Raw genomic sequence first — 17,348 nt, forward strand, 5'->3', positions numbered from 1 at the left:
GTGGGAAATAAGCGTCCAACTTTTAAAGCACAGCCTCTGGGATTGAGGAGCAACATACTGTTTTTCTATTTTAAAAATCGATGGGTCCGCCGTGGGTTGCCAGTATTTTGTCGTCAAAATATAAAACCTATTTAAATCAGCCTGTTGAAACGTGTAAATATCGATTTCTTCATTTTCTCGAAAATTTGACACTTCTCAGGTTTTTTGAAACTATCGCTTTACAGTTTTGATAGTAACGGGCCTCTAGATAGCCAACTACCTATTGAACTTGGCACCTCAGATGCTGCACCAAGGACGTCCGGCGACAGGGCGGTAGCGTCTCTGAAAATTCATCGCTCGTTTTTTCAACTCATTGACAAACATGCCATTTATGGTGTGCCGATCAGTGGTATCCGACATTTGAGTAAGTGTCTGTAAACGCCTAAAAGTGCCACGGAGTAATGCCCGGGCCGGGTGAGATACGTTTGTTTCAAGCATTGGCGCTCACGGCCACTTGTGACAGTAGTCGCACCCCGAGTTTGTTATCAACTTATTAGTTGTCAGTATCCAGTTTGACATAAATGGAAGTCACGTCAGCGCGGGCAGCGGGTTGTGCCTGTCCTTCAGGGTTCAGTCTTCGGGCTGCACTCAAAGCATCGACTAAGTTCGGAGTCAAGATTATGTATGGAGATCATCTGGAAACCGTTTGCGGTTGTGTTGTAGGGGGTGCCGGGCCTGCAGGCATGGGATTGCTTTTCAATGCATTGAAAAGCGGTGCAATGCCGGAGCTTGCCAAGGAAGGCCTGATCATTGTCGACGCGAGCCCCACACCGGGTACGGGTCGCCTTGGGGATTACCGGATTACCGCGAACTCCGTGGGTGACGTGTTCCTCGACTGTCTTCGCGATCCTGCGCTGCGTGACGTATTCGAGCCGCTTGAGCATTCGCCTGCCTACTGGCGTATCCGCCGACAGGCGCAGAGCGCCCCGCAACTGGCAGATGTCGCCGAACTGCTGGCGGAAGCCTCGACCCTGGTGCTGAATTTCATCGTCGAACATTACGGCGTCAAGCTGTGGACCAGTACGACGATCACCGAAGTGGTGAGCCACGACGACGAGTATCAGGTGTGGGTCGAGTCCGAGGGGCGTTCCCGGCGTATTCGCTGCCGCGCTGTCGTGCTGAACCTCGGTGGGCGTCAAGACCCCCAGCATTTGCTCGACAGCCTGGCGGATCAAGGCCTCGCCGTTCCGCCGTCATCGCGGGTGCTGAGCGCTGATCTGCTGCTGCGCATGAATGGCGTGCAACTGCGGGATTATTTCGCGCCTACCTTGGCGGGCAAGGGCCGGATAAGCGTAGTCGGCGGTTCGCACAGCGCGTTTTCAGTGCTGGAAAATCTGGCGGACGCGCTGGAGTTCGCAGGCCTGGCCGAAGTGACGCTGGTGCACCGTTCTCCCATCCGGCTGTTCTACGAGACCGCGCAGGCGGCAACCGATGCCGGTTATGCCTTCGACCCGCTGAGAGACGTGTGCCCGGTGTCCGGTCGCGTCAATCGTTCGGGCGGCTTGCGCTATCGAGCGCTGGACGTCGGACGCGAGGCGCTGGCCAACGGGCACATCGGCAAGACGGGCGTGCGGGTGCAACTGCTGCAAACTCAGAACGGTCCGCAAGGCCAATACGAAGGTGCGCGCCAGGCGTTGCTGGAGTCCGACGTGGTAGTCCAGTGCACCGGTTATCAGCCCTTGCTGCCTGCGCTGAGTTACGCGGGCGGTGGTGCTATCAACCTGATGGCCGTCAAAGGCGGCGTGGATTCCGACCCGTCGGGTTGCCCGCTCGACAGCCATGGACAGCGGCTCTACGGTCTTCACTTGTTCGGCTTGGGTGCAGGGCTGGGCGTAGACCCTCGACTGGGCAGCGAAGCCTCATTTGACGGGCGCATTTATGGCGTCTGGCAGTTCCACCACGATGCCAGCGGAGCCGTCATCGACGCTGTCATTCAGCGCTTGCAGCAGCCTGTGCTGCAACCGGTCAGCCTCAGCCGCAAACAGGTCGTCAGCCGCGAAGAGCAGCGCCATCCGTTCCTCTGGCCAGTCTTGGCCAACGCTCAATCCTGACCCGGCCTTGCTGCATCGACATCCCGGACCGCCTGCGCGGGCCGGGATTTTTTTTGCCTGCAATATGTTGGTCATCATGAAACTTTTGGGTAGAGTCGGCGCCATCATCTGTTCCGGGCATCTATTCTGGAGTGTCCGAACACTCTGACCGTCTCGACGAGGAATCGACAGAACATGCGTATTTTGATCGTGGGTGCAGGTGCGATTGGGGGCTACTTCGGTGGCCGGTTGCTGGAAGCCGGGCGTGACGTGACCTTTCTGGTACGACAGGGACGAGCAGAAGAGCTGGACCAGAACGGTCTGATTGTTCGCAGTCCGGCGGGTGATATCGATTACCCATCGCCCCCTCATGTCATGACGTCCATGTTGAACACGACGTTCGACCTGATCCTGCTCAGTTGCAAGGCCTACGACCTCGATGCGGCCATGGAGTCTTTCGCGGCTGCGGTGGGGCCTGACACGCTGATTCTGCCGATGCTCAACGGCATGTCTCATCTGGATCGACTGAGCAAGCGCTTCAGCCCGGACAACGTGCTCGGCGGTCTGGCGTTCATCTCGGTGGACCGCGACGCGTCGGGCAAGATTCTGCACTTGAACGAGCTTCATCAGATCACCTTCGGCGAGCTGGAGGGTGCGCGGACGCCGAGAATTCTCAAGGTGGAAGAAGCCCTCTCCGATGCAGGATTCGTCGCCACGCTGAGTGAGCAGATCGTTCAGGAAATGTGGGAAAAGTGGTGTTTCATTGCCACGCTCGCCGGCGTGACGGGATCGCTGCGCGCAAGCATCGGGGATGTGATCGCCAGCGGAGGGGAGTCGTTTGTTCTTGAGCTCCTTGCAGAATGCGCAGCCGTCGCCGCGCAAGCCAGTCACGGCGTTCGGGAGGAAGTCCGCCAACGTTTCCAGACCATGCTGACCGCGCAAGGCTCCAAAATGACGGCGTCGATGCTGCGAGATGTGGAGCGGGGCGCGACCATCGAAGTCGAGCATCTGATTGGTGACATGGTTGCCCGGCGGGGTAGCCGGAAACAGGACGGCCTTTCGCCCCTTGATGTCGTCTACCTGAACCTCAAGTCCTACGAAGCCCGTCGAGTGCGTGAACAGGGTTGACCGGCACTCTATGGACCGCCTGAGCGTGTCCGGGCCTCACCGCGCGCGTTGAGGCGCGCACGGTCTCTACGGTGGGAGCACATTCATTCGCGAGACGGCGGCACATCCGACGCATATCCATCGTCTGCGCCTGTTCACGAACGGTCCGCTCTCACCCTTGGTCATGCGTATCCAGCGTGGCGATCAGTCACTTCGCCTTCGCCAGTTCCATGATCATCCGCGTCAGCAGGTAGATTCGTGGCGAGACGCTGTCCACTTCGGCGTATTCCTCCGGCGTGTGGATATTGCCGCCGACGATGCCGAAGCCGTCCAGCGTCGGCACGCCAACCCCTGCCGACAGGCTGGCGTCCGCCGCGCCGCCGCTGCCTTCGATGGTCAATTTGCGGCCGATTTCGCCGTAAATGCCTTGCGCCATGTCCACCAGTCTGTCCGACTCCGCCGTCTGCGGCATCGGTGGCAGGCCACGGTCCAGGTGGGTGGTCACTTCGGTTTCCGGAATCAGCTTGTTGGCCGAGACCCGCGCCAGGTCTTTTTCGATGCGGTCGAATTCCTCCGGCACCGCTGCGCGTACGTCCGCCTTGGCCGTTGCCTGATCCGGGATCACGTTCACCCGATCCCCGGCATTGAGCACGGTGAAGTTGATGGTGGTTTTCTTCTCGGCGTCGCCCAACTGACCCAGTTGCAGGATCTGGTGCGCAGCCTCCATCGCCGCATTACGGCCCAATTCCGGCGCGACCCCGGCATGGGAGGCCTTGCCTTTCACTTCGACCACCGCCGTCGCGCTGCCTTTGCGCCACACCACCAAACCATCGGCAGGACGACCCGGTTCAAGGTTCAGCGTCACATCGTGCTGCTTCGCCACTTTCTGGATCAGCTCGGTCGCGCCCTTGGAGCCTGTTTCCTCACTGGCGTCGAGCAGGAAGGTGATCTGCGCGTAGTCCTTGAAGTCCAGGTTCTTCAGAATCTTCAGCGCATAAAGTCCGGCGACGATCCCGCCCTTGTCGTCCATCACCCCCGGCCCGTACGCGCGGCCGTCTTTGATGTGGAAAGGGCGGGCGGCGGCCGAGCCTTCCTTGAACACAGTGTCCATGTGCGCCATCAGCAGGATTTTCGCCTTGCCGGTGCCTTTGAGGGTGGCGACTACATGGCTGCTTTTGTCAGGCGCGGTATTGGGAATGGTCTCGATGGTGGCGCCGAGTTTTTTCAGTTCCTCGACAGTGATTTCCCGTACCTGCGTCAGACCGGGCTCATAGCCGGAGCCCGTGTCGATATTGACGAGAAGTTCCAGCAGTTTCAGCGCTTCGTCCTTGTACTGCTCGGCATCGGCTTGCACTTGTTTATGGGGTTCTGCGAGGGCAGCGGGAACGGCCAGAAAGGCGAGGCTCAGGGCCAGGGTACTGGTGAGTAAGGAACGGGCGAAAGGCAGCGTCATGGGTCGATCCTTGATGTTGTTATGGAAGGTTTCGGTTCATACCCTAGCGGCTTGTACAGGATTGTGCATGTCGAAATGCGACATGGCGAGCGGTCCGGCGGCTCGGCAAAAAACGTCGAACCTTTGCCGTGAGCTACCCTCAATACTTCAACATCCGCAGTCAGAGGAGCAGCGCACCATGCCCGTCAAGCACGATTTGTACGCCGATTTGAACATCACCCGGGACGAACTGGGCAAGCATCGGAGCAAAGATGCCAAGCTCAATCAGTTGGTGGATGACTATGAAACGCTGGATGCCGATATCGTCAAGGCAGAGGCGGGGTCTGCGGGGGATGTCTCGGACGACCAGCTAAAGAAACTCAAGGAAAAACGTTTGCTGGCCAAGGACAAGATCGTCCAGCAGGTCACGTCACTTCACTGATTGGCTTGGGTTCCGGTGATCAATACGGCGGGCACTCTCTGGCGTGGTCGCCGTTTTAGTCTGAGCTTCGCGTCTTGAGCGTGAACGTCTCATGGATCCAAAACTTACGCGAAAAAAAACGGCGCCGGGGCATGCGCCGTTTCTTTTTTGTCTGTCACCGGGCAGTGGCAGACGACGTAATAAGAAGATGAACCGGGTTGGCTTACTGTTGTGGCTCTTGGTTTGGCGCGATCTCGGCTTGGATACGTTTGTAGATTTCTTCACGGTGTACTGAAACGTTCTTCGGCGCGTTGATGCCGAGTCTGACCTGAAGGCCCTGAACGCCCAGAATGGTGACAGTGATTTCGTCACCAATGTTTATGCTTTCGCCGACTTTGCGGGTGAGTATCAACATAATCTTTTCCTTGATGGCCTCTTGAAGCGCCTCTACCAGGAGGCTGGCGTTAGCCTTTGGGTGGTGGTTATTGCCGAGTGCATCCAAATGCGTTCATCAGTATGACGCCGTTGGTACGTTTTTAATTCCCCAGGTTCATCTTCTTGTCATTGGCGGGGTTTCCCTGAGGCCAACTGGCACACGAATTTTTGCCTGCTTTGGTGCAGTAAGTCCCCTACAGATTGGCTATGACTTCCATAGCCAAATCCGGAGCGGCGCCTATTGCACACTCCTTTCGCATTTATTGCAAAGAACTCGTGCCGGGCGGCGATGAAATTTTTCGCGGAATTGCCTGTGCGCGATCTCCTAGAGCAGTGTAGGAGACTTCCGAATTGTGTGACGGCAAAGTGAGAACGCGAGGAAAGAAATAGTGTTATGCCCACCATTTGGGGGAATAGCACGTATAGGACGGCCTATGGAGGGCGCTCAAGCATCGGGAGGGATTCAGAACTGACATGCCCACCGCGAGGGTGGGCATGGGGTGTTGCGAAGCGTGTGCAGCGGTCAGCGGATCAGACCACCAACGACAACAGCATGATCAGGATGATGCCGACCACGGACAGGATGGTTTCCATCACGGTCCAGGTTTTCAGGGTCTCGACCACGGTCATGTTGAAGTACTGCTTCACCAGCCAGAAACCGGCGTCGTTCACGTGGGACAGGATCAGCGAGCCCGCGCCGGTGGCCAGCACCAGCAGCTCACGGTTGACGCCTGGCACCAGCGCCACGACCGGCGCAACGATACCGGCACCGGTGATGGTCGCCACGGTCGCGGAACCGGTGGCCACACGAATCACCGCGGCTACCAGCCACGCCAGCAGGATCGGCGAGATCTGCGCCTGAACGGCCATGTGACCGATCAGGTTGCCGACGCCGCTGTCCACCAGCATTTGCTTGAAGCCACCGCCCGCACCGACGATCAGCACGATGGCCGCGACCGGCGCAAGGCTCTGGTCCAGCAGCTTGATGATCTGCTCGCGGCTGAAGCCACGGGCCGAACCGAAGGTGTAGAACGCCAGCAGCAGGGCGAAGAGCAGGGCGGCGATCGGGTGACCGATGAAGTCCATCCAGATGCGGAAGATGTGGCCGTTCGGCAGCGCCACGTCCGCGAAGGTCTTCAGCAGCATCAGGAACACGGGCAGCAGAATGGTCACCAGCGTAATGCCGAAGCTTGGCAGATTCTCGCTGGTGGATTCCTTGGCGATCTGGTCCATCAGCTCCTTGTTGGGGTTGCCGGGGATGCGGTTGGCGATCCACTTGCCGAAAATCGGACCGGCAATGATTGCCGTCGGGAACGCCACGATCAGGCCGTAGAAAATGGTCTTGCCGATGTCAGCGTTGAAGATGCCGATGGCCAGCAACGGACCCGGGTGCGGGGGCACCAGGCCGTGAACGGCGGACAGACCGGCCAGCAGCGGGATGCCGATCTTGACGATGGACACGCCGCTGCGACGGGCAACGATGAACACCAACGGGATCAACAGCACGAAACCGATTTCGAAGAACAGCGGGATGCCGACGAGGAACGCCGAAAACATCATGGCCCAATGCACGCGATCCTTGCCGAAGCGGCGGATCAGCGTCTGGGCGATCTGGTCGGCACCGCCGGAATCGGCCATCAGCTTGCCGAGCATGGTGCCCAGGCCGAGGATGATACCGACGAAGCCCAGCACGCCGCCAAAACCGTCCTGGAACGATTTCATGACTTTGTCGACCGGCATCCCGGAGGTCAGACCGAGGAAACCGGCTGCAATGGTCAGTGCAATAAAAGGGTGGACTTTAAACTTGGTGATCAATAGCACGAGGCCAATGATGGTCACCAACGCATCGACGAGTAGATACGTCTCTTGAGTCATACCGAACATGGGGTGTCTCTCCGTTGTATTTTGTTTTTTTGGAGCTACTGCTCAACGCTGTTGTTCACTGCCGTGTGTACTTGAAAAGACAGCGCTATCTTTGTCGCTCACGCCTGATCCTGAATCAGGAGCCGGTGAGAGCGTTGGCAGATGGGGTTTGCGAGGCTTTCCACCAGTCGGCGGCTTCCACGCCAATGGTTTCGATCGATTTCGTCGCGTCCACCACCAACGTGCGGTCTTCACCGTACGGCGGTTCGAGAGTAGCGAACTGGCTGTCCACCAGACTGGCAGGCATGAAATGCCCCGGACGGTGGGCGCAACGCTCGGTGGCGAGTTCTTTGGTCAGCTCAAGAAACACGAAGCCCAGGCCCGGCACGGCAGCGCGCAGGCGGTCTCGGTAAATCAGCTTGAGGGAGGAGCAGGTGAGAATCGGCTTTTCGCCGTTGCGCAGCGCGGCGGCGACTTCTTCACCCAGACGTGTGAGCCAGCCTGCGCGGTCTTCGTCATTGAGGGGATGGCCAGCGCTCATCTTCTCGATGTTCGCTTTGGGGTGAAAGGCGTCGCCTTCGATGAGGCGGCCACCGCTGTGTTTGGCGATTTCAGCACCCACGGCACTTTTGCCGCAGCCTGAAACGCCCATGATCACGAGGGCGGAGATAGCGGGTGGAGCAGTCGTCATAAAAACCTCTTCCCGAAGACAGCGCTGTCTTTGTCGGATGGTGTGCAAATCCGGCAAGACTGTTTCCGGGTGTAGTCATTGTTATGGGTATCTCGCTTATCCATGAGATGCATAGGCTCCATTCGACGCATGGGTCGAAGAAGTTGCGGGCCTCCGTGAGATAGCGCTACCTTAGAGCCCATCCGACACAATCGCAACCCCTTCGCTTTCACTTCCAATCAGTTGGCAACGCATGACACGCATTGGTTCCCGCTCCACCGGTCGTCCTACCCTGAATGAAGTCGCGAAACTGGCCGCTGTCTCGCCCATTACGGCGTCCCGAGCCCTGCGCGGCGTGGCCACGGTCGCGCCGGAATTGGTGGAGAAGGTGCGGGCGGCTGCGCTGAGTCTAGGCTATGTCGCCAACCCTGCCGCCCGGGCTCTGGCGTCCTCGCAGAGTCAGTCGGTGGTGGTGCTGGTGCCGTCGCTGTCCAACCAGCTGTTCATCGAAACTCTCGAAGCGATTCAGACCGTATTGCGCCCTCGCGGGCTTGAGGTGGTGATCGGCAACTATCACTACTCGCCGGTCGAAGAAGAGAACCTGCTGCGCAGTCATTTGGCGAATCGCCCAAGAGGCATTTTGCTGACCGGTTTTGACCGCAGCCAGGCGGCGCAGACTTTGTTGGCCACCAGCGGCGTGCCGTGCGTGCACATGATGGAACTCGACCCTCAGCGCGGCGAGCCCTGCGTGGGTTTTTCGCAGCAGCAGGCGGGGGCCGAAGCGGCGCGGCATCTGTTGAGTCGCGGGCGTCGGCGGCTGGCTTATGTGTCGGCGCAACTGGACCCGCGAGTGATCCAGCGCGGCACTGGGTTTCGCGGGGCGCTGGAAGCGGAAGGGCTGTATGACGAGGCGTTGCAGTTTTCCACGCCGATGCCGTCATCGATCGGGTTGGGCGGGGAGATGTTCGCGCAGTTGATGGAGGCGCACCCGGACGTTGACGGGATTTTCTTCTGTAACGACGACCTGGCCCAAGGCGCGACGCTGGAAGCGCTGCGTCGGGGCATTAAAATTCCTGAGCAAGTGTCGCTGATCGGCTTCAACGATTTGCCGGGGTCGGCGCACATGGTCCCGCGCCTGACCTCGATCCGCACTCCCCGCGAACAGGTCGGCCAGCGCGCCGCGCAATTGCTGCTCGGGTTGCTGGACGGCAATGTGCAGGAGGAACAGGTGGACCTGGGATTTGAGCTGGTGGTGCGGGAAAGTACCTGATCGCAGCCGGTCACTGAACGATCTGGAGAAGCGAATTCATTCGCGAAACGGCGTTGCAGACGACACATGTGCATCGAGTGTACGAGCCTTTCGCGAATGAATTCGCTCCTACAGTGGAGTCGCGTTTTACTCACGAACGATGATGTGCTCGTCCCTATGCAGAGCGTGGGCACGATCAACCTGTGGGAGCGAATTCATTCGCGAGACGGCCTTGCAGGCGACATCTTTGTATCGAATGTACTGGCCTTTCACGAATAAATTCGTTCCTACAGCAGAACCGCGTTTCAGCCGTTGAGAATCACTCTTCCTTCTTGAACGCCAATCGGAATTCGTGCAACAGCGGTTCGGTGTACCCGCTCGGTTGCGCGCAGCCTTTGAACACCAGTGCGCACGCCGCCTGGAACGCCACCGACTTCTCGAAATTCTCGGTCATCGGTTTATAGGCCCGGTCCCCGGCGTTCTGTTTGTCCACGACCTTGGCCATGCGCTTGAGGGTTTCCATCGCCTCATGCTCATGAATCACGCCATGGCGCAGCCAGTTGGCAATGTGCTGGCTGGAAATGCGCAACGTGGCGCGGTCTTCCATCAGGCCGACGTTGTGAATGTCCGGCACCTTCGAACAGCCCACCCCTTGCTCGACCCAACGCACCACGTAGCCTAGCAGGCCTTGGGCGTTGTTTTCGACTTCTTGCTGAATCTGCTCGGGTGTCCATTTCGGATCGGCAGCGACCGGGATGCTCAGCAAGTCCAGCAGGATCTGTTCGCTCTCGCTGTCCAGATCGATGTTTTCCAGCGTCTGCTGCACGGCCTTCACATCGACCTTGTGATAATGCAGCGCATGAAGCGTCGCCGCCGTTGGCGAAGGCACCCACGCTGTCGTCGCACCAGCTTGCGGATGGCCGATTTTCTGTTCCAGCATGTCGGCCATCAGGTCCGGCATCGCCCACATGCCCTTGCCGATCTGCGCCCGACCGCGCAAACCACAGGCCAGTCCGACCAGCACGTTGTTGCGCTCGTAGGCCTTGATCCACGGGGTGGCTTTCATGTCGCCCTTGCGCAGCATCGGCCCGGCTTCCATCGAGGTGTGCATCTCATCGCCGGTGCGGTCCAGAAAACCGGTGTTGATGAACGCGACCCTGGCCGAGGCCGCGTTGATGCAGGCCTTGAGGTTCACGCTGGTGCGCCGTTCCTCGTCCATGATCCCCATTTTCAGGGTGTTGCGCGGGACCTTCAGCACGTCTTCGATGCGCCCGAACAACTGATCGGCGAACGCCACTTCCGCCGGGCCGTGCATCTTCGGTTTGACGATGTACACACTGCCGGTCCGCGAGTTGGTGCGGTCGTGGAGGTCGTGCAGGGCGATCAGGCTGGTGATCACGCCGTCGAGAATGCCTTCGGGAATTTCCTTGTTGCCGTCGTACAGGATCGCGGGGTTGGTCATCAGGTGGCCGACGTTGCGAATGAACAGCAGCGAGCGACCGTGCAAGGTCAGCCGACCGCCGTCCGCGCCCACGTATTCGCGGTCAGGGTTCAGGCGGCGAATGATCGTCTTGCCGCCCTTGACCAGTTCCTCGGTCAGGTCGCCTTTCATCAGGCCCAGCCAGTTGCGGTAGATCACCAGCTTGTCGTCCGCATCGACGGCGGCCACCGAGTCTTCGCAATCGATGATGGTCGACAGCGCGGCTTCCAGCAGCAGGTCTTTGATGCCTGCTGGATCGGAGCTGCCGATAGGGCTGGTAGGGTCGAGCTGGATTTCGATGTGCAGGCCGTGGTTCTTCAGCAGAATCGCCGTGGGCTGTGCGAGATCACCCTGATAACCAACGTATTTTTCAGGCTGAGCGAGCGGCGACTGGCTGCCGTCGGTGAGGGTCACAATCAGCGCGCCGCTGTCCACGGCGTAGGCTTTGGCGTCGACGTGGGAACCGGAGGCGAGCGGGGCGGCCTCGTCGAGCAGCGCGCGGGCGAACGCGATCACCTTGGCGCCCCGCAACGGGTTGTAACCGGCCTTGATCTCGGCGCCATTGGCGCTGGAAATCGCGTCGGTGCCGTACAGCGCGTCGTACAGCGAACCCCAGCGGGCGTTGGCGGCGTTAAGGGCGTAGCGCGCGTTGGCCGCAGGTACTACCAGTTGCGGACCGGCTTGTTCGCTGACTTCGATATCGACCTTGCTGGTGGTCGCCTGGACGGTATCGGGCACCGGTTGCAGGTAGCCAATGGAATCGAGAAAGGCGATGTACGCGGGCATGTCAGTGACCGGGCCCGGGTTGGATTTGTGCCACTTATCGAGCTGGGTCTGCAAGCGATCACGCTCGGCCAGCAGCTCGCGGTTGATCGGCGCCATGTCGTGGACCAGCGAATCGAAATCGGCCCAGAACACCTCCGGGCTCAACCCGGTTCCGGGAAGCACGTCCTCGTCGACAAAGCGTTTCAGATTGGCGGCCACTTTGAGGTTGTGGCTGTTGACGAATTCGGTCATCTCGGGGTCTCCATAAAAATTCTGCTTACGGTTGATGCGGTCTCTGTGGGAGCGAATTCATTCGCGAGACGTACGTACACCCGATAGAGATGTGTCGGATGTACCGGCCAATCGCGAATGAATTCGCTCCCACAGGGGTTGCGTTCAGCCATCAATCCCGAGGGATTTGGAAAGGGTCAATTCGAGAGGTTTAACCTGCGTTCACGGCCGCCACGCCAGCCTTGGCCACTTGCGCGTCCTGATCGGCCTTTACCCCTGACACGCCCACCGCGCCGATGGTCTCGCCACCGACAATCACCGGCACGCCACCTTCCAGCGACGTCAGCAAAGGCGCCGTCACGAACGCGGTGCGCCCGCCGTTGACCATTTCTTCATAGCCCTTGGATTCGCGACGACCCAGCGCCGAGGTGCGGGCTTTTTCGATGGCGATGTAGCCGCCGATCGGCGCGCAGCCGTCCAGGCGTTCGAAGCCCAGCAGGTGGCCGCCGTCATCGGTCACGGCAATCGACACCGCCCATCCATTGGCCTGCGCCTCGGCACGGGCAGCAGCGAGGATCTGGGTGACTTCGGTCTGGGTCAATACGGCTTTGGTTTTCATGCAGCGCTCCTTAGGGGTGTGGTCAGTGTGCAAGACGGCCCGTGATCAACTGGGATGCAAGGCGTCTTCGATAAGTTCGATCCAGTGTTTGACCGGGGTGCGCCCGGCACTGGCCAAATGGGTCTGACAACCGATGTTGGCGGTCGCGATGACCTCCGGGTTGCCGCTTTCCAGCGCGTTCATTTTGTTGTCGCGCAGTTGCTTCGAGAGCACCGGCTGGGTGATCGAATAGGTGCCCGCCGAGCCACAGCATAGGTGACTGTCCGGCACGGCGGTCAGGTTGAAGCCCAGCCGCGTCAGGACCGACTCCACCGCGCCGCCCAGTTTCTGCGCGTGTTGCAGGGTGCAAGGGCAGTGGAACGCCAGCTTGACACTGGTGCAGGCGCCGAGTTTTTCCAGCGGCTCGGCGCGCATCACTTCCACCAGGTCCTTGGTCAGCGCGCTGATCTTCGCCGCCTTGTCGGCATAGGCGGGGTCGTCCCGCAGCATGTGCCCGTAATCCTTGACGAACGCCCCGCAGCCGCTGGCCGTTTGCACGATGGCTTCGGCCCCGGCCTGCACGCTCGGCCACCACGCGTCGATGTTGCGACGGGCGCGTTCCAGGCCTTGCGCCTGCGCGTTCAAGTGATAATCCACCGCGCCGCAGCATCCGGCCTGAGCGATGGATTTGACGCTGATGCCCAGTCGATCCAGCACCCGCGCCGTCGCCGCATTGGTGTTGGGCGACAGGCCTGGCTGCACGCAGCCTTCGAGGATCAACACCTGACGGGCGTGCTGCTGGGTGGGACGCGCCTTGGCCGGACGAATCTTGCCCGGAAGCTTGTCCTTCAACGCGCCGGGCAGCAGTGGCCGAAACGCGTTGCCCATCTGGGTCAAGGATTTGAACAGCCCGGCGTTCGGCACCACGGCACGCAGGCTTTCCCGCATCACGCGCTGACTCATCGGACGCGGCACGGCGGCATCGACCACCGCCCGGCCAATGTCCAGCAGGTTGTGGTAATTCACCCCGGACGGGCAGGTGGTTTCACAGTTGCGACAGGACAGGCAGCGGTCGAGGTGCAGCTGGGTCTTTTCAGTGACTTCCTGGCCTTCCAGCACCTGCTTGATCAGGTAGATCCGGCCACGCGGGCCGTCCAGCTCGTCGCCCAGCAATTGATAGGTCGGGCACGTGGCGTTGCAGAAACCGCAATGCACGCAACTGCGCAGAATGCTTTCCGCTTCTTCGGCGCGGGGCAGGTTTTTCGCGTGTTCGCTCAGGGTGGTCTGCATGGTCAGATCTCCGCGTACATTCGGCCCGGATTGAAGATTCCGTGCGGATCGAGTTTCGCCTTGAGCTGGCGGTGATAGCGCAAGAGTGGCTCCGCCAATGGCTGAAACGGGCTGTCGTCCAGACCATGGCTGTAACAGATCGCATGGCCGCCGACCGCGCTGACGAGGGCGCGAATATCGCTGCCCGGCGCGTCGGTTTTCAGCCAGCGTTGCGCGCCGCCCCAGTCGATCAGTTGATCCCCCGGCAGGTCCAGCACCCCGGTGTTGGTCGGCAACGACAGGCGCCACAGCGGGCGGCCGTCGGTGAAGAAATCCAGCCGGTGTTCGTTCAGCGCGCTCCAGTAAATCGGGTCGATGGACTCGCCACCGAGACGATCGTGAGCGGCGGCCACCGAGCCTTCGCCACCTTCCAGACGCAATCGCAGCACGCGCCCGTCATGGCTCGCCGCGCTGATCGGCAGCGGTTGCTGGCCCCATTCTGCCAGGCGGGCGAGGGCGTGAACGCTGTCCATTTCCAGCGCGAGACTGGTGCACAGCCGAGGCCTGGGCAGGACTTTCAGCGAGACCTCGGTGATCACGCCGAGGCAGCCGAAACTGCCCGCCATCAGGCGCGACAGGTCATAACCTGCGACGTTTTTCATCACTTCGCCGCCGAATTTCAGATGCTTGCCCAGGCCAGTGATGACGCGAGTCCCGAGAACGAAATCCCGCACCGAACCGGACCAGGGCCGACGCGGCCCCGACAGCCCGGCTGCAATCATCCCGCCTACCGTCGCGTCGGTCACGCCACCGTCGCTGTAGGTCGGTGGCTCACACGGCAGCATCTGGCCCGCCGCCTCAAGCGCGGCATTCAACTCACTGAGCGGGGTTCCGGCGCGGGCGGTGATCACGAGTTCAGTCGGGTCGTACGTCACAATCCCACGATGCATGCGAGTGTCGAGCACTTCACCCGCCACTTCGCGACCGAGAAACGCTTTGCTGTTGGCGCCCTGAATGCGCAGCGGCAGCCCCACTTGAATGGCCTGATTAACCTGTTCCAGCAGCACGTCGCTGGCGTCGCGGTCCGACGCGCTGAGGTTCAATTGACGTTCGGCACCCATCAGAAACGCTCCAGTTCAGGGAAGGGCAGCTTGCCCATGTGCACATGCATCGAGCCGAATTCCGCACAGCGATGCAGGGTCGGAATGTTCTTGCCGGGGTTGAGCATGCCGCCGGGGTCGAATGCCGCTTTTACCGAATGAAACAGGGTCAGTTCGTCGCTGTTGAACTGCGCACACATCTGATTGATTTTCTCGCGACCCACGCCGTGTTCGCCGGTGATGCTGCCGCCGACCTTCACGCACAGTTCGAGGATCTTGCCGCCCAAGGCTTCGGCACGGTCCAGTTCGCCGGGTTGGTTGGCATCGAACAGAATCAACGGGTGCATGTTGCCGTCGCCCGCGTGGAAAACGTTGGCCACGCGCAGGCCGTATTCGTCGGACAGCGCGGAAAGGCCCTTCAACACGCCCGGCAATTCCCGACGCGGGATGGTGCCGTCCATGCAGTAGTAATCCGGCGACAACCGACCCACGGCAGGGAAGGCGTTCTTGCGACCGGCCCAGAAGCGCACGCGCTCGGCCTCGTCTTTAGCCTGACGCACCTCCGTGGCCCCGGCCTTTTCCAGTACGGCCCGCACGCGATCGCAATCGGCGTGCACATCGGCCTCAACGCCGTCGAGTTCGCACAGCAGAATCGCTTCGGCGTCCACCGGGTAACCGGCGTGAATGAAGTCTTCAGCGGCGCGAATCGCCAGGTTGTCCATCATTTCCAGCCCGCCAGGAATGATGCCCTCGGCAATGATGTCGCCCACGGCGCGCCCGGCTTTCTCCACCGAATCGAAGGCTGCCAGCAGCACCCGCGCCACTTGCGGCTTGGGCAGGAGTTTGACCGTGACCTCGGTGATGATGCCGAGCATGCCTTCGGAGCCGGTGAACAGCGCCAGCAGGTCGAAACCGGGGGTGTCCAGCGCATCGGAGCCCAATACCATGCGCTCGCCCTCGACCGTCAGGATGTCGACCTTGAGCAGGTTGTGCACGGTCAGGCCGTATTTGAGGCAGTGCACGCCACCGGCGTTTTCCGCGACATTGCCGCCAATGGAGCAGGCAATTTGCGAGGACGGGTCGGGGGCGTAATAAAGGTCATACGGCGCTGCGGCCTGGGAAATCGCCAGGTTGCGCACGCCGGGTTGCACGCGGGCGAAACGTCCGGCGGGGTCGATGTGCAGAATCTTGTTGAAGCGTGCCATCACCAGCAGCACGCCTTTTTCCAGCGGCAGCGCGCCGCCGGACAGTCCGGTGCCCGCCCCGCGAGCGACCACCGGTACGCCGCGTTCGTGGCAGACCTTGAGCAGCGTCTGCACCTGCTCGACCCGCTCGGGCAACACCACCAGCATCGGCGTGGTGCGGTAGGCGGAGAGGCCGTCGCATTCGTAGGGGCGTAGTTCTTCCTCGCGGTGGAGGATGTCCAGATCCGGGAGGCGGGTCTGCAGGGCCTGTAGCAGCTGGGCCTTGTCGATTGCAGGCAGCGCGCCGTCGACGCGTTCGTCGTACAGAATATTCATGGTGGGGTTCGCAACCCTGTTTTGTTCTTATTGATTAAGGCCCGTTCGCGGTGGGAACGTTCTACGGCTGACTTGCATCATTGGCTGCGCGGGATTTACTGTCCATGTCTGAACGCACTGGTCGAACCAGTTTTTTTTGGCGTTTGCACAATGTGATTGAACAAAACATCGTCAAATCAATGGGTTGTTAAACGTCGCAGGTCTTAAGCCTCTCTCAATGAGTGCTGGTCATACCACTATGGGCGAGCGTCGAAGGCCGGGAGATGCGCGGTATTCACCCTCTTGCAAGGCGTCATAAACCATGGACACCCTCAAACCAGATCGTCCGCAACAAGTCGCCGACGTGGTCAGCGAACGCATCGAGCGGCTGATCGTCGACGGTGTGCTCAAGGTCGGGCAATTGCTGCCCTCCGAACGTCGTCTGACTGAAAAACTCGGCGTGTCCCGCACGGCGCTACGCGAAGGGCTCAAACTCTTGCGTGCCCGGGGCATCATCGACACCCGCCACGGCCAAGGCTCGTTCGTTGCGCAAATGGGCGGCCTGGGCGTCACCGCGGCTTCCCCAATGATGCACCTGTTCGCCTCGCAACCGCGCACCCTGTACGACCTCTTCGAAGTGCGCAGCCTGCTGGAAGGGGAGTCCGCACGGCTGGCGGCGCTGCGAGGGACGGACGCCGATTTTGTCCTCATCACCCGCGCCTACGATGCCCTTGTTGCCGCTCACGATCACGAACTGCCTGCGCCCGAACACGCTCGGCTCGATCACGCGTTTCACCTGGCCATCTGCGAAGCTTCCCACAACCCGGTGCTGGTGCAGACCCTCCGTTCGCTGACGGATTTGCTGCTCAATACCGTGTTTGCCTCGGTCAACAACCTGTATCACCGGCATGAGCAGAAACGCCAGATCGACCGGCATCACGCCAGGCTTTACAACGCGGTGACAGGAAGGCTGCCGGAGCAGGCGCGCAAGGCTGCCGTGGCGCACATTCAGAGCATTTGCGAGAACCTGCGGGAGATTGAAGACGAGGAGCAGCGGTTGGTGAGGGCGACGTTGCGGTTGGAGGGGTGGGCCTGACCTTGACTCTCATGGGGATATGTCGCAACTTACGCACAGCGTAAACCGTTTACGAAAATAACAA

At 60.5% G+C, this 17,348-nt stretch carries 14 protein-coding genes; 5 read left to right on the top strand and 9 right to left on the bottom strand.

Annotated features, from left to right (window positions below):
* Positions 1–659 precede the first annotated feature (659 nt).
* Both ACWKWE_RS12395 and ACWKWE_RS12400 read left to right on the top strand, forming a co-directional pair.
* Entirely contained in the window at positions 660–2,090 is a 1,431-nt protein-coding gene (locus ACWKWE_RS12395; RefSeq protein WP_166595099.1) for a pyridine nucleotide-disulfide oxidoreductase, read from the top strand.
* A 174-nt stretch (positions 2,091–2,264) separates the two neighbouring features.
* Positions 2,265–3,197: a ketopantoate reductase family protein gene (locus ACWKWE_RS12400; protein WP_166595100.1), complete on the top strand. Its 933-nt coding sequence runs from the start codon at positions 2,265–2,267 to the stop codon at positions 3,195–3,197.
* Between the two features lie 187 nt (positions 3,198–3,384).
* Here ACWKWE_RS12400 and ACWKWE_RS12405 read toward each other — a convergent pair whose 3' ends face one another.
* Complete coding sequence (locus ACWKWE_RS12405; RefSeq protein WP_483850679.1) at positions 3,385–4,629, bottom strand: M20/M25/M40 family metallo-hydrolase; 1,245 nt, start codon at positions 4,627–4,629, stop codon at positions 3,385–3,387.
* A 178-nt stretch (positions 4,630–4,807) separates the two neighbouring features.
* Here ACWKWE_RS12405 and ACWKWE_RS12410 point away from each other — a divergent pair, with 178 nt between their 5' ends.
* Complete coding sequence (locus tag ACWKWE_RS12410; protein WP_166595102.1) at positions 4,808–5,050, top strand: DUF465 domain-containing protein; 243 nt, start codon at positions 4,808–4,810, stop codon at positions 5,048–5,050.
* 202 nt (positions 5,051–5,252) lie between these two features.
* Here the strand turns inward: ACWKWE_RS12410 and csrA are convergent, their stop codons facing one another.
* The 3 genes from csrA to ACWKWE_RS12425 all read right to left on the bottom strand — a co-directional run bounded on the left by csrA (position 5,253) and on the right by ACWKWE_RS12425 (position 7,979).
* Complete coding sequence (csrA, locus tag ACWKWE_RS12415; RefSeq protein WP_166595181.1) at positions 5,253–5,444, bottom strand: carbon storage regulator CsrA; 192 nt, start codon at positions 5,442–5,444, stop codon at positions 5,253–5,255.
* Between the two features lie 551 nt (positions 5,445–5,995).
* A complete protein-coding gene (locus tag ACWKWE_RS12420; RefSeq protein WP_166595103.1) occupies positions 5,996–7,348 on the bottom strand; it encodes a GntP family permease in 1,353 nt (450 codons plus the stop codon).
* A gap of 115 nt (positions 7,349–7,463) precedes the next feature.
* Positions 7,464–7,979 (bottom strand): gluconokinase, encoded by a 516-nt coding sequence (locus ACWKWE_RS12425; protein WP_166595182.1) that lies wholly within the window; start codon positions 7,977–7,979, stop codon positions 7,464–7,466.
* 271 nt (positions 7,980–8,250) lie between these two features.
* Between ACWKWE_RS12425 and gntR the strand changes: the two genes are divergently transcribed.
* Positions 8,251–9,267: an HTH-type transcriptional regulator GntR gene (gene gntR, locus ACWKWE_RS12430; protein WP_341963857.1), complete on the top strand. Its 1,017-nt coding sequence runs from the start codon at positions 8,251–8,253 to the stop codon at positions 9,265–9,267.
* 298 nt (positions 9,268–9,565) lie between these two features.
* Here the strand turns inward: gntR and ACWKWE_RS12435 are convergent, their stop codons facing one another.
* The 5 genes from ACWKWE_RS12435 to glcD all read right to left on the bottom strand — a co-directional run bounded on the left by ACWKWE_RS12435 (position 9,566) and on the right by glcD (position 16,209).
* On the bottom strand, positions 9,566–11,743 hold the full coding sequence (locus tag ACWKWE_RS12435) for a malate synthase G (RefSeq protein ID WP_483850680.1): 2,178 nt from the start codon (positions 11,741–11,743) through the stop codon (positions 9,566–9,568).
* Between the two features lie 190 nt (positions 11,744–11,933).
* A complete protein-coding gene (locus tag ACWKWE_RS12440; protein WP_166595106.1) occupies positions 11,934–12,341 on the bottom strand; it encodes a heme-binding protein in 408 nt (135 codons plus the stop codon).
* A gap of 45 nt (positions 12,342–12,386) precedes the next feature.
* Complete coding sequence (glcF, locus tag ACWKWE_RS12445) at positions 12,387–13,610, bottom strand: glycolate oxidase subunit GlcF (RefSeq protein WP_483850681.1); 1,224 nt, start codon at positions 13,608–13,610, stop codon at positions 12,387–12,389.
* Between the two features lie 2 nt (positions 13,611–13,612).
* Entirely contained in the window at positions 13,613–14,710 is a 1,098-nt protein-coding gene (glcE, locus tag ACWKWE_RS12450; protein ID WP_483850682.1) for a glycolate oxidase subunit GlcE, read from the bottom strand.
* Positions 14,710–16,209 (bottom strand): glycolate oxidase subunit GlcD, encoded by a 1,500-nt coding sequence (glcD, locus tag ACWKWE_RS12455; RefSeq protein ID WP_483850683.1) that lies wholly within the window; start codon positions 16,207–16,209, stop codon positions 14,710–14,712. The genes glcE and glcD overlap by 1 nt, the downstream gene beginning before the upstream one ends.
* Before the next feature lie 301 nt (positions 16,210–16,510).
* Here glcD and glcC point away from each other — a divergent pair, with 301 nt between their 5' ends.
* Positions 16,511–17,284 (top strand): transcriptional regulator GlcC, encoded by a 774-nt coding sequence (gene glcC / locus ACWKWE_RS12460; RefSeq protein ID WP_483850684.1) that lies wholly within the window; start codon positions 16,511–16,513, stop codon positions 17,282–17,284.
* The last annotated feature ends 64 nt before the right edge of the window (positions 17,285–17,348 follow it).

The sequence above is a fragment of the Pseudomonas salicis genome, assembly GCF_057128705.1.